The following is a 12,952-nucleotide window of genomic DNA, read 5'->3' on the forward strand; positions in this document are numbered from 1 at the left end:
GATCTGTAGAAAATCGACGCAAACCGCCTTCCGTGCCTAATTACCGGGCAATCTCTGAGTCTCCGATAAAATATCGGGTTTTCCCGCAGCAGGGCGCCCGCGCGCCAGAAGGAGACTCATCGAAATGTCGTTGTTCCGCAAGAAAAACATCGAGCACATGCTGGCCGGCGCGCAAAGCACGTCGCTCAAAAAGACGCTCGGCGCCCTCGATCTGACTTTCCTCGGCATCGGGGCCATCATCGGCACGGGGATTTTCGTGCTGACCGGCACCGGCGCCGTGCAGGCCGGTCCGGCGCTCATGATTTCGTTTATCGTCGCGGCGATCGCGTGCTGTTTCGCCGCCCTCGCCTACGCCGAATTTTCCTCGACGATTCCCGTCGCCGGCTCCATCTACACCTATTCGTATGCGACGCTCGGCGAGCTTGCCGCGTGGATCATCGGCTGGGATCTGATGCTCGAATACGGGCTGGCGACGTCGGCGGTGTCGGTCGGCTGGTCGGGCTATCTGCAATCGCTGCTGTCGGGGTTCGGCATTTCGCTGCCGACCGCGCTCTCCGCCGCCCCGGGCGCCCTGCCCGGCCACGTTACGTTTTTCAACCTGCCCGCGTTCCTCGTGATGATGGCGATCACGGCGCTGCTCTCGGTCGGCGTGAAGGAATCCACGCGCATCAACAACATCATGGTCGCGATCAAGGTGACGGTCGTGCTGCTTGTGATCGCCGTGGGCGTGTTCCATGTCAAGCCGGCGAATTGGCATCCGTTCATGCCGAACGGCTGGTCCGGCGTGTTCGGTGCGGCGGCGGTCATGTTCTTCGCGTTCATCGGCTTCGATTCGGTGTCGTCGGCGGCGGAGGAAGTGAAGAATCCGAAGCGCGATCTGCCCATCGGCATCATCTCGTCGCTCGCGGTGTGCGCGGTGCTGTACGTGGCGGTCGCGGCTGTCGTGACGGGCATCGTGCCGGCGGCGCAGTTCGCCAACAATCCGCACCCGGTTTCGTTCGCGCTCCAGGTGGCCGGCCAGAACTGGGTCGCGGGTTTCATCGATCTCGGCGCCGTGCTCGGCATGCTCACCGTGATCCTCGTGATGAGCTACGGCCAGACGCGCATCATCTACGCGATGTCGCGCGACGGCCTCTTGCCAGCAAGGCTGTCGAAGGTGCATCCGCGCTTCGCGACGCCGTTCTTCACGACGTGGCTGGTCGGCATCTTCTTCGGTTTGATCGGCGCGCTCGTGCCGCTCAACGTGCTCGCCGAGTTGATCAACATCGGCACGCTGGCCGCGTTCTCGATGGTCTCCATCGCCGTGCTGATTCTGCGCCGCACGCATCCGGACCTGCCGCGCGCGTTCCGCTGCCCGGGCGTGCCGGTGGTGCCCCTTCTCGCCGTCGCATCGTGCCTGTTCCTGATGATGAATCTTCAGCCGATGACGTGGGTCGCGTTCGCGGTGTGGCTCGTGATCGGCCTCGCGATCTACTTCCTGTATTCGCGTCGCAACTCGCTGCTCGGACGCGCGCCACTCGATGCGCCGCGCGCCGTCGCGTCGGCGGCCAAACGTGCGGAAGGCGCGTGAAGCCGTGACGCACTGAACGACATCATCGCTCGCGAAAGCGCCGCCCGAGAGGCGGCGCTTTGCATTTGGGACGGACGTTCGCGCGGATAGCGAGCCCCGCCGATTTGTGTTTTACTCAATGCCACAAACACATAACACCCAATCCGGCTGAACGCTCACGGCGGCAGTAGGCAGGTGCGTGACGCAAGGCTGGTTTCCACCCCACTGCAGCAAAACTGCATGGGATCAAAGCAAGGCGCTGAAAGCGCCCGCTCTGATCGACCAAGGAGACAGTGAAAATGGCGCTCAGCATCAGCCTGACGGTCAACGGGAAATCCGTGACCGCCACCGTCGAACCGCATCTTCTGCTCGTCCAGTTTCTCCGCGATCAACTCAGGCTCACCGGCACGCACGTCGGCTGCGACACCGCGCAGTGCGGCGCATGCACCGTTCATCTTGAGGGCCGCGCGATCAAGTCGTGCAACATCCTCGCCGCGCAAGCGGACGGCATGAGCGTGACGACCATCGAAGGCATGGCGAAAGACGGCCAGCTTCATCCGATGCAGGCGGCCTTCAAGGAATGTCACGGCTTGCAGTGCGGCTTCTGTACGCCGGGCATGGTGATGAGCGCGAGCGCGCTGGCTGCGCAATCGCCCGAACTTTCCGAAGAAGATGTGCGCGAACAACTCGACGGCAATCTGTGTCGCTGTACGGGGTATCACAACATCGTGAAAGCGGTTCTCCAGGGCGCACAGGCCATGAAAAGCGGCGCCTGACGCAACGCCCATCTCCCTTCCGAAAAGATGAATCGCGCCTTAAAAGGAGACCGCGATGAATGCCCCTGAGCAACAGAAACTGATCGGCGCCGGCGTCAAGCGCAAGGAAGACTATCGCTTCCTGACGGGCGCGGGCCAGTACACCGACGACGTCGTCATGCCGCAGCAAAGCTACGGCGTATTCCTGCGTTCGCCGCACGCGCACGCGAAGATCGCGCGTATCGACATCGAGGCGGCGATGAAGTCGCCGGGCGTGATCGGCATTTTCACCGGCAAGGATATGGCGGGCGAGAACGTCGGCGGCCTGCCGTGCGGCTGGCTCATCCACAGCACCGACGGCTCGCCGATGCACGAGCCGCCGCATCCCGTCATCGCGCACGACAAGGTGTTGCACGTGGGCGATCAGGTCGCGCTCGTCGTCGCGGAATCGGTGAAGGAGGCGAAGGACGCGCTCGAACTGATCGAGGTCGACTATGACCAGTTGCCCGCGACCGTCGATACGGCGAGCGCATCGGATGCCGGCCAGCCGCTCGTGCACGACAGCGTGCCGAACAACGTCTGCTACAACTGGGGCCACGGCGACAAGGCGAAAACCGACGCCGCGTTCGCTCAGGCCGCGCACGTGACGACGCTCGATATCGTGAACCAGCGCCTCGTGCCGAACGCAATCGAGCCACGCGCCGTCAACGCGAGCTATTCGAGGCACGACGACAGCTACACGGTCTATGTCGCGAATCAGAACCCGCACGTCGAGCGTCTGCTGATGGCGGCGTTCGTGCTGCAACTGCCGGAATCGAAGCTGCGCGTGATCGCGCCGGACGTGGGCGGCGGCTTCGGCTCGAAAATCTTCCTGTATCCGGAAGATGTCGCGCTGACGTGGGCATCGAAGAAAGTCGGGCGGCCGATCAAATGGACCGCCGAGCGTTCCGAAGCATTCCTCTCCGACGCGCACGGCCGCGATCACGTGACCAAAGCCGAACTCGCGCTGGACAAGGACGGCAAGTTCATCGGCATGCGCGTGCACACGACGGCGAACATGGGCGCGTATCTGTCGACGTTCGCATCGTCGATTCCGACCGTGCTTTACGCGACGCTGCTCGCCGGTCAATACACGACGCCCGCGATCTACGCCGAAGTCAAAGCGGTCTTCACGAACACGGTGCCCGTCGATGCCTATCGCGGTGCGGGCCGTCCGGAAGCGACGTATGTCGTCGAGCGTCTCGTGGAAACGGCGGCGCGCGAGCTAAACATGGATCCGGTCGAATTGCGCCGCCGCAACTTCATTCGCGAGTTTCCGTACGCGACGCCGGTCGGTCTCACCTACGACACCGGCGATTACGACGCGTGTCTCGATCGCGCGCTCGAACTCGCCGACGTGAAAGGCTTCGCGGCGCGCAAGGAAGAATCGCAGAAGAACGGCAAGCTGCGCGGCATCGGTTACTCGTGCTACATCGAGGCGTGCGGGCTCGCGCCGTCGAATGTGGCGGGGGCGCTGGGCGCGCGCGCGGGGCTCTTCGAAGCGGGCGAAGTGCGCGTTCATCCGACCGGCTCGGTCACCGTCTTTACCGGCTCGCACAGCCACGGGCAAGGGCACGAAACGACTTTCGCGCAAGTCGTCGCGGACCGGCTCGGCATGTCGATCGAGAACGTCGAGATCATTCACGGCGATACCGGCCGCATTCCGTTCGGCATGGGCACGTACGGCTCGCGCTCGATCTCCGTCGGCGGCTCGGCGATCATGAAGGCGCTCGACAAGGTCGAAGCGAAGGCGAAGAAGATCGCCGCGCATCTGCTCGAAGCGGCGGCCGAGGACATCGAATTCAAGAATGGCGTATTCAGCGTCGCGGGCACGGACCGCACGAAGTCGTTCGCCGATGTATCGCTCGCCGCGTACGTGCCGCACAACTTCCCGCTCGAGACGATGGAGCCGGGCCTCAACGAAAACGCGTTCTACGATCCGACCAACTTCACGTATCCGTCGGGCGCGTATGTGTGCGAAGTCGAAGTCGATCAGGACACGGGCGAGACGCGCATCCAGAAATTCACGGCCGTCGACGACTTCGGCAACGTGATCAACCCGATGATCGTGGAAGGGCAAGTGCACGGCGGACTGGGGCAGGGTATCGGCCAGGCGATGCTCGAACGCTGCGTCTACGACGACAGCACCGGCCAGTTGTTGTCCGGCTCGTTCATGGATTACGCGATGCCGCACGCGATCGATCTGCCGAACTTCACCGTGGAAACCGCGAAGGGCACGCCGTGCACGCACAATCCGCTCGGTGTGAAGGGTTGCGGCGAGGCGGGCGCGATCGGCTCGCCGCCGGCCGTCATCAACGCGATTCTCGATGCGCTCACGCCGCTCGGCGTGAAAGACTTGCAGATGCCCGCGACGCCGCACCGCGTCTGGACCGCGATGCACAATGCCCAACACGCCTGAGGAGACCGAAAAATGTACTCATTCGACTATCAACGGCCGAACGAAGCGAAGGCGGCGGTCGGCGCGCTCGGCGCGAACGGCGACGCACGGTTTCTCGCGGGCGGCCAGAGTCTTCTTCCGACAATGCGCCTGCGCCTCGCGCAGCCATCGGCGCTGATCGACGTGACGCGCATCGCGTCGATGAAAAACGTCACGCTCGATGGCGGCAAACTCACCATCGGCGGCGCGGTTTGTCATGCGGAGGTCGCGTCGAACGCCGACGTGAAAAAAGCGCTGCCCGGCCTCGCGGATCTCGCGGGGCGCATCGGCGATCGACAGGTGCGCGAGCGCGGCACGATCGGCGGCTCGCTCGCAAACGACGATCCGGCGGCGTGCTATCCGTCCGCCGTGCTCGCGCTGAACGCAACCGTCGTGACGGACAGAAGGCGCATCGGCGCGGACGATTTTTTCATCGACATGTACACGACCGCGCTCGAACCCGATGAGCTGATCACGGCCGTCGAGTTTCCGCTCGCCGAGCGCGCGGCGTACGAGAAGTTTCGCAACCCCGCGTCGCACTTCGCGCTCGTCGGCGTGTTCGTCGCGAAGTTCGGGGACGGCGTGCGCGTCGGCGTGACGGGCGCGGCGTCTTCGGTGTTTCGCCCGGCCGAGCTGGAAGCGGCGTTGTCGAAGGACTTTTCGGTGGCAGCGGCGCGCGGCGTCAAGATCCTGCCCGACGAACTGAACTCGGACATGCACGCGAGCGCCGAATATCGTGCGCATCTGATTCCGGTGCTCGCGGGCCGCGCGATCGAGCGCGCGATGTCCTTCTGATCGCGATGCAGGGCGAGCGCGGTTCCATCGACGACACGCTCGCGCGTTTGCGCGAGCATCGGTACTTCGCGAACCGCGAGCTCGCGACGGCGCTCTTTCTCGCGTTCAAGATGCAGCGGCCGCTCTTTCTCGAAGGCGAGCCGGGCGTCGGCAAGACCGAGCTCGCGAAAGCGGCGGCGGGGCTGTGCGGCACCACATTGTTGCGCCTGCAATGCTACGAAGGTCTCGATACGGCGAGCGCGCTCTACGAGTGGGACTATCCGCGGCAGATCATGGCGCTGCGGCTCGCGGAGGCATCGGGCGAAACGCCCTCGAACGATTCGCTGTATCGCGGCGAGTTTCTTCTGAAGCGTCCGCTGCTTCAGGCGCTGCTGCCCGATCCCGCGAATCCCGACGCGCGCCGCGTTTTGCTGATCGACGAAATCGATCGCGCCGACGAGCCGTTCGAAGCGTTTCTGCTCGAACTGCTTTCGGATTTTCAGGTATCGATTCCGGAGTACGGCACGGTGCGCGCGGCGCGGCCGCCGCTCGTCGTGATGACGTCGAACCGCACGCGCGAAGTCCACGATGCGTTGAAGCGCCGTTGTCTTTATCAGTGGATCGGTTATCCCGAGCGGGACGTGGAACTCGCGATCGTCGCGGCGCGCGCGCCGGAAGCGGGCAGCGCGTTGCAGGCGAGGGCGGTCGCGTTCGTGCATCGACTGCGCACGCTGGATCTGTTCAAGGCGCCGGGCGTCGCGGAGACGATCGACTGGTGCCGCGCGCTCGCGGCGTTGTCGGTGTCGGAGCTCGATCCGCAATCGGTTCGGGACACGCTCGGCGTGCTGCTGAAGTATCAGGACGATCTCGCGCGCATGGACGCCGACACGCTCGCGCACTGTCTCTCCGCCACGCCATGACGATGGAACCGTTCGCCCGCAATGTCGTGCATTTCGTGAGGCTCCTGCGGGGCGCGGGTCTCGGCATGTCGCCCGCGCACGCGGTGGACGCGCTCGACGCGCTGCGCTTCGTCGATCTGCATCGCCGCGACGACGTACGCGCGACGCTCGCATGCCTGCTCGTTCACGCGAGCGACGAGCGCGATATCTTCGACGCCGCGTTCGATCTCTTCTGGCGCGATCCCGACTGGGAAGGCAAGCTGCGCGCGCTGTTGCTGCCGAAGGTGAAGAACGGCATGCCGCCGCCGAAGCGCAGCAACCGACTCGCCGATGCTTTGGCGACGCGCGCCGCGGCATCGAAGGCGCAGGCGTCGGAATCGAAACCCGAAGCCGCGCACGCGCGCATCACGTTCAGCTCGCAGGAACGCCTGAGTCATCGCGATTTCGACACGCTCAGCGCCGACGAATGGCGCACGCTGCGGCATCAGATCCGCGCGCACCGGATGCCGCTCGCGACCGAACCGACGCGCAGGCTGAAGGCGGCGTCGCGCGGCACGCATGCGGATCTCAAGGCGAGCGCGCGACATGCCGTCCGCTCGGGCGGCGACTGGACCGTATGGAAATATCGCGCGGCGGTCGAGCGCCGGCCGCCGCTCGTTTTGCTGCTCGACATTTCCGGCTCGATGAGCGCGTACTCGCGCGCCGTGCTCTACTTCTGCCACGCGCTGTTGCAGTCGCGCGAACGGCTGCAGGTATTCCTGTTCGGCACGCGCCTCACCAATGCGACACGCGCATTGCGCGAACGCGATCCCGATGTCGCCATCGCGACGCTCGGACAGAACGTGGCGGACTGGTCGGGCGGCACGCGCATCGGCGCAGCGCTCGCAGAGTTCAATCGACGCTGGGCGCGCCGCGTGCTGTCGGGGCGTGCGACGGTGCTGCTCGTCACCGATGGCCTCGATCACGAAGCCATCGACGTGCTCGATGCCGAGATGCAACGGCTCAGACGCTTCGCGCATCGGCTAGTGTGGCTCAACCCGCTGTTGCGCTTCGCCGATTTCACGCCGCGCGCGCGAGGCGTGCGTGCGATCCTGCCGCACGTCGATGCGATGCTCGCGGCCCATAACCTCGACAGCCTCGGCGCAGTGGGCCGCGAACTCGCCGTTCTGTCGCAACACAAGCCCTTGGGAGGCCCGCGATGGAACTGACCGAAACACACACGTTGCCCGTGCCGCAGGCGCGCGCGTGGGAAGCGCTCAACGACACGTCGGTGCTGAAGGACTGCATTCCCGGCTGCGACAGCATCGACGCCGACGGCGAAAATGCCTACAACGTCGCGATGACGGCGGCGGTCGGGCCGGTGAAGGCGCGCTTCAAGGGCAGAATGGAGCTGACGAATATCGACGCCCCGCATACTTACACGATCGTGTTCGAAGGGCAGGGCGGCGCGGCCGGCTTCAGCAAGGGCAGCGCGACCGTCAACCTCGAGCCCGGCGACGAAGCCGACACGACGAAGCTCAGCTACAGTGCGAGCGCGCAGGTCGGCGGCAAGCTCGCGCAAATCGGCTCGCGGCTCGTCGACGGCGCGGCGCGTAAGATTGCGGGGGAATTTTTCAAACGATTCAGCGCGCAGTTGCAGGGCGGGCAGGAATCGCAGGACGCAGCCGCCGCCGGCGAAAACGGCGCGGACGTGCAGGAAGGGCAGGAGAAAGGAAAGAAATCATGGACAGCGTGGATCTCGAAGTCCTGAAGAACAGCGCGCGATGGCTCGAAGAGGGACATCGCGTGTTGCTCGTGACGGTGGTGAAGACGTGGGGCTCGTCGCCGAGGCCCGAGGGCGCGATGCTCGCCGTGCGCGGCGACGGTCATGTCGTCGGCTCGGTGTCGGGCGGATGCATCGAGGACGATCTCATCGAGCGCGTGCGGCAACGGGGCATCGAACAGACGAAGCCGGAAGCGGTGAAGTACGGCATCAGCGCGGAAGAGGCGCATCGGTTCGGCTTGCCGTGCGGCGGCACGATCCAGCTCGTGCTGGAACCCTTGACGATGTCGAGTGGCGTCGCCGAACTGTGCGCGGCGGTGGAAAGCGGCAGGCTCGTCGCGCGCACGCTCGACATGGCGACGGGCGTCGCGCGCCTCGAAGCCGCGCGAGCTACCGACGGCGTGCTCTTCGACGACGAGCGGCTCTTGACGATTCACGGCCCGCGCTACCGCATGCTGGTGATCGGCGCGGGGCAGTTGTCGCGGTATCTGTGCAGCATCGCGGTGGGGCTGGACTATCAGGTGACTGTCTGCGATCCGCGCGAGGAATACACGGAAGAGTGGAACGTGCCGGGCACGACGATCGTGCGCACCATGCCCGACGACACCGTCATGGACATGAAGCTCGACGAGCGCTGCGCGGTGATCGCGCTCACGCACGATCCCAAACTGGACGATCTCGCGCTGATGGAAGCGCTGAAGACGCCCGCGTTCTATGTCGGCGCGCTCGGTTCGCGGCGCAATAACGCGGCGCGCCGCGAGCGTCTGAAGGAGTTCGATCTGAGCGAGGCCGAACTCGCGCGGCTGCACGGGCCGGTGGGCATCTACATCGGCAGCAGGACGCCGCCGGAAATTGCCGTGTCGATTCTCGCGGAGGTCACGGCGGCGAAGAACGGCGTGTCGCTGCCCGAGTTGTTGCAGGTCGAAGGCGCGAAGGCGGCGCGCGAGGTCGCGGGGAGGGGCGAGGTGTGCGGCGTGTGAGCGCGTAGCGGGCGGCTATATAATAGTCGTTCTCATTTGCGCGGCCTTATCGGCTCGCGCGATACCTTTTTCTCTCAGCCCAACGTCTTCATCGAATGCCCGGCAAGGTTTTGATCGGCGATGACCGGCACGTCGCCGATCGCGCCGATGCGTCGCCCGCTTCGCCACGCGCGACCGTCGAACACGGTACGAAGCGCCATATGAGTCAGCGCGCGCTGCGTGCATGGTCGATCGTGCATCGCTGGACGAGTCTCGTCTGCACGGCGTTCATGTTGCTGCTGTGTCTGACGGGGCTGCCGCTCGTGTTCGGCCACGAACTCGATATTCTCACCGGCGATGCGATCGAAGCGCCTGAACTGCCCGCATCGCAGGCGGATGCACGCGCGAGCTACGACGCCGTGCTGCGCGCCGCGCTCGCGCAGCATCCCGCCCATGTGCCGCAATACATGATCTGGGAGCCGGACGATCCGCTTCTGCCGATCGTCGTCACGGCGCCGCACGCCGACACGCCGCCCGACGATACCTCGAGCACCACCATCGACGCACGCACCGCGCGGCCGCTCGGCATGCCGCCGGGCAAAGGCTCGCTCAAGTTCGTCCTGTTGAAACTGCACGTCGACATGTTCGCCGGACTCTTCGGCAAACTCTTTCTCGGCGCGATGGGCGTCGTGTTTCTCGCGGCGATCGTGTCGGGCGTCGTCGTCTATTTGCCGTTCTGGCGCAAGGTCGGGCTGGGGCGCGTGCGCATGAAGAAGAAGCGGCGCATCGTCTGGCTCGACTGGCATAACGCGATCGGCATGTCGACGCTCGCGTGGGCGTTGCTCGTCGGCGCGACGGGTTCGATCAACACGCTCGCCGATCTGATGCTCGAAGCGTGGCGCAACGATCAGCTCGCGCAGATGGTCGCGCCGTATCGGGGACAGCCGCCGGCGATCGTGCGCGCTTCCGTCGACGATGCCGTGAAGACCGCGCGGCAGGTCGCGCCGGACATGATTCCGTCGTTCGTCGCGTTTCCGGGGACGCGTTTTGCCAGTCCGCATCACTATGCCGTATGGATGCGCGGCGACGGCATCCTCACGACGCGCATGCTGCGGCCGGTGCTCGTCGATGCATCGACGGGCGCGCTCACCGACGCACGCGAACTACCGTGGTATCTGAAGGTGCTGCTGGGCTCGCAGCCGCTGCATTTCGGCGATTTCGGCGGTATGCCGCTCAAGATCTTCTGGGCGGCGTGCGATGTGCTGACGATTGTGGTGCTAGGGAGCGGGCTTTACTTGTGGCTTACGCGGCATAACCCGGGGAAGGGAAAGCGCGCCGCGTAGCCCGAAGTCACATCAACCCGCAAACAATCGCCGCGATCAGCGACGCCGCCACGATCACCACGCCCGCCGTGCGTTTCTTGTTCAGCTCGGTCCACAGCAGCACGCCGGTCAGCGACAACAGAATAATGCTGCCCGCGAACGTATCGATGAGCAGCACCCAGCCCACGCTCAGGCCCACGCCTTTGTGCAGGTTCGTCATCATCGCGAGGAAGGTGTTTTCGGTGCGCTTCACCGACACGAAGTTGTTGCCCACCCAGTACTCGGCCATCACGCTGCCGCCCGGCGACGCCACCATCACCGACCACTGCTCCGGCTGCATCGTGCTCTTGTCGCCCCAGCCGACCGGATGCGCCGGCTCGCGGCGCGCGCGCCCGAGGTTGCCGTCGATCTTCAATTCCTTCTTCAGCCACACGCCCATGTCGCGCGGCGTCTTGAAGCCAGCGGCTGGAAGCGGCATCTGCATCTGCGAAACCTGCGGCTCGCCGGTAGGAATGCGCAGCGGCGGTGCGCGGTGATTCAGCAGAAAACCCGTCACGCCGAACAGCAGGCCGAGCAGCGCGCCCCACAAGCCAATCCAGCCGTGCACCTTGCGCAGCCACTTCAAAAAAGTCGAGCGGCGCGAGCGGTTCTTGCGCACGAACTGCTCGGCATCGTCGATGAGGCGCCCATGCGGACGATAGTGCGTCGGGCCGCTCGTCGCGGGCGGCTGCGGATTGAGGGTGTCAGGCGCGTTCACGCGTCTCTCCAGATCGGGCGTTGGCAGGCAAAGCCGCGCCCCGATCGGCTATTCGCGAACAAACGCGCGGCGATCGACTACAGGCGGGCAAATGAGAATTGTTATCATTACATGCGCAAAAGCGCTTTTCAATGCTTTGCGATTGCCTGACAGGGCGCGAATGTCACAAAAAATTTCAGACGGGCCAGAGCGGGCCTTCCTGCATCGCGCCGACTTGCTCGCGCAATTCGAGGATGCGGTCTTCCCAATAGCGCTGCGTGTTGAACCACGGAAAGGCGGCGGGAAACGCCGGATCGTTCCAGCGGCGCGCGAGCCACGCCGAGTAGTGGATCAGCCGGAGCGTGCGCAAGGCTTCGATCAGATGCAGTTCGCGCGGATCGAACTCGCAGAAATCTTCGTATCCGGCTAGCAGTTCGGTGAGCGCGCGCGATGCGTCCGCCCGTCCGGCGGGCAGCAGCAGCCATAGATCCTGGATTGCCGGAGCCATGCGGCTGTCGTCGAAATCGACGAAATGCGGGCCCGCGTCGGTCCAGAGCACGTTGCTCGGATGACAGTCGCCGTGCACACGCAGACGCCGCACGTCGCCCGCGCGGTCGAAGCATTGCGCGACGCCTTCGAGCGCCATCGACATGACGGTTTCCCAGGCTTCGCACACATCGGCGGGAATGAAGCCGTGCGTCAGCAGAAAGTCGCGCGGCTCGAAACCGAATGTCTCGGTATCGAGCGTCGGCCGCTCGCGATAAGGCTCGATCGCGCCCACCGCGTGAATGCGCCCGATGAAGCGCCCGAGCCATTCGAGGGTATCGCTGCGGTCGAGATCGGGCGCGCGTCCGCCACGCCGCTCGAAGACTGAAAAGCGAAACCCGTCGAATTCGTGCAGCGTCGCGCCTTCGAGCACGCGCGCCGGAACCGCTGGAATCTCGCGCTCGACGAGACTGGCGACAAACGCATGTTCTTCGAGAATCGCCGTGTTCGACCAACGTTTCGGACGATAAAACTTCGCGACGACCGGCGCGCCGTCTTCGACGCCCACCTGATACACGCGGTTTTCGTAACTGTTGAGCGGCAGCAGGCGGCCGTCGGTGCGTGCGCCCACGGGAAGCAGCACGCTGTCGAGCGCATCGAGCACGCACTCGGGCGTGAGGCCGGCGAAGGGCGGCGCGTCGTCGGCAGGCGCGCCGGGGGAATCGGGATCGATTGAGTTCATCCCGGCATTGTGCCGCGCCTTCGCGCGGGCGGCATCATGACATCGATGCGTGGGGCACCGTTCAATGAACGACCGTGTTCGACGGGCGCACGACATCGCCCGTATCGATCAGGTCTTCGAGAAAGAACGGCTCCGTATTGAGCAGTTTGGTCACGCCGGGCTCGCCCGCGTACCAGGCGACCATCGCCATGTCGCCGAGAATGCGCATCACGATGCCGCGCGCGCCCTGAGGCACGGCAATATGCACGGAGCGGACAATCGAACCGATTTGCATGATGAATCCCCGTTTCAACGCCGGCTGAGGATGGAACGCCGGTCATATATTTCACCAAGCACAGGCTTTTCACGGCTCGTGCACCAGACAATCGCCGCGTCTTTGTTGCGGGAAGCGCGACATGCGCGGCTTTCATGAACGATTGTGCTCTTACTTTAGCGCATCGCGGCGCGTCGGCGCGACGCCATTCGCCTCGTTATGTTGCCGATCGCAGACGA

Annotated in this window: 12 protein-coding genes; 9 read left to right on the top strand and 3 right to left on the bottom strand. The window is 64.9% G+C overall.

Features of this window, described 5'->3' with window-relative positions; all coding sequences use genetic code 11:
• The first annotated feature begins 124 nt into the window (after positions 1–124).
• The 9 genes from bcaP (at position 125) to NCS28_RS13945 (ending at position 10,517) form a co-directional block, all read left to right on the top strand.
• Positions 125–1,570, top strand: coding sequence for a branched-chain amino acid transporter BcaP (gene bcaP, locus NCS28_RS13905; protein ID WP_284504846.1), 1,446 nt, complete (start codon positions 125–127; stop codon positions 1,568–1,570).
• Positions 1,571–1,848: 278 nt separating this feature from the next.
• Positions 1,849–2,325 (top strand): (2Fe-2S)-binding protein, encoded by a 477-nt coding sequence (locus tag NCS28_RS13910; protein ID WP_250514346.1) that lies wholly within the window; start codon positions 1,849–1,851, stop codon positions 2,323–2,325.
• 55 nt (positions 2,326–2,380) lie between these two features.
• Positions 2,381–4,762, top strand: coding sequence for a xanthine dehydrogenase family protein molybdopterin-binding subunit (locus tag NCS28_RS13915; RefSeq protein ID WP_250514347.1), 2,382 nt, complete (start codon positions 2,381–2,383; stop codon positions 4,760–4,762).
• A 12-nt stretch (positions 4,763–4,774) separates the two neighbouring features.
• Positions 4,775–5,575 carry an FAD binding domain-containing protein gene (locus NCS28_RS13920; protein ID WP_250514348.1) on the top strand — a complete coding sequence of 267 codons (801 nt, stop codon included), beginning with the start codon at positions 4,775–4,777 and terminating at the stop codon, positions 5,573–5,575.
• A gap of 5 nt (positions 5,576–5,580) precedes the next feature.
• Entirely contained in the window at positions 5,581–6,474 is an 894-nt protein-coding gene (locus NCS28_RS13925) for an AAA family ATPase (protein WP_250514349.1), read from the top strand.
• A complete protein-coding gene (locus NCS28_RS13930; RefSeq protein ID WP_502801187.1) occupies positions 6,471–7,661 on the top strand; it encodes a vWA domain-containing protein in 1,191 nt (396 codons plus the stop codon). Before NCS28_RS13925 ends, NCS28_RS13930 begins: the two co-directional genes overlap by 4 nt.
• Complete coding sequence (locus NCS28_RS13935; RefSeq protein ID WP_250514351.1) at positions 7,652–8,203, top strand: SRPBCC family protein; 552 nt, start codon at positions 7,652–7,654, stop codon at positions 8,201–8,203. The genes NCS28_RS13930 and NCS28_RS13935 overlap by 10 nt, the downstream gene beginning before the upstream one ends.
• Positions 8,176–9,195 carry an XdhC family protein gene (locus tag NCS28_RS13940; RefSeq protein ID WP_250514352.1) on the top strand — a complete coding sequence of 340 codons (1,020 nt, stop codon included), beginning with the start codon at positions 8,176–8,178 and terminating at the stop codon, positions 9,193–9,195. Before NCS28_RS13935 ends, NCS28_RS13940 begins: the two co-directional genes overlap by 28 nt.
• A gap of 95 nt (positions 9,196–9,290) precedes the next feature.
• Positions 9,291–10,517 (top strand): PepSY-associated TM helix domain-containing protein, encoded by a 1,227-nt coding sequence (locus NCS28_RS13945; protein ID WP_250514353.1) that lies wholly within the window; start codon positions 9,291–9,293, stop codon positions 10,515–10,517.
• A gap of 7 nt (positions 10,518–10,524) precedes the next feature.
• Here NCS28_RS13945 and NCS28_RS13950 read toward each other — a convergent pair whose 3' ends face one another.
• The 3 genes from NCS28_RS13950 to NCS28_RS13960 all read right to left on the bottom strand — a co-directional run bounded on the left by NCS28_RS13950 (position 10,525) and on the right by NCS28_RS13960 (position 12,734).
• Positions 10,525–11,253, bottom strand: coding sequence for a PepSY-associated TM helix domain-containing protein (locus NCS28_RS13950; protein WP_250514354.1), 729 nt, complete (start codon positions 11,251–11,253; stop codon positions 10,525–10,527).
• Between the two features lie 175 nt (positions 11,254–11,428).
• Positions 11,429–12,460: a serine/threonine protein kinase gene (locus NCS28_RS13955; RefSeq protein ID WP_250514355.1), complete on the bottom strand. Its 1,032-nt coding sequence runs from the start codon at positions 12,458–12,460 to the stop codon at positions 11,429–11,431.
• Positions 12,461–12,521: 61 nt separating this feature from the next.
• Complete coding sequence (locus tag NCS28_RS13960) at positions 12,522–12,734, bottom strand: hypothetical protein (protein WP_008352308.1); 213 nt, start codon at positions 12,732–12,734, stop codon at positions 12,522–12,524.
• Positions 12,735–12,952: the final 218 nt, after the last annotated feature.

It is taken from the genome of Caballeronia sp. INDeC2 (assembly GCF_023631325.1).
In the GTDB taxonomy this organism is placed as follows: Bacteria; Pseudomonadota; Gammaproteobacteria; order Burkholderiales; family Burkholderiaceae; genus Caballeronia.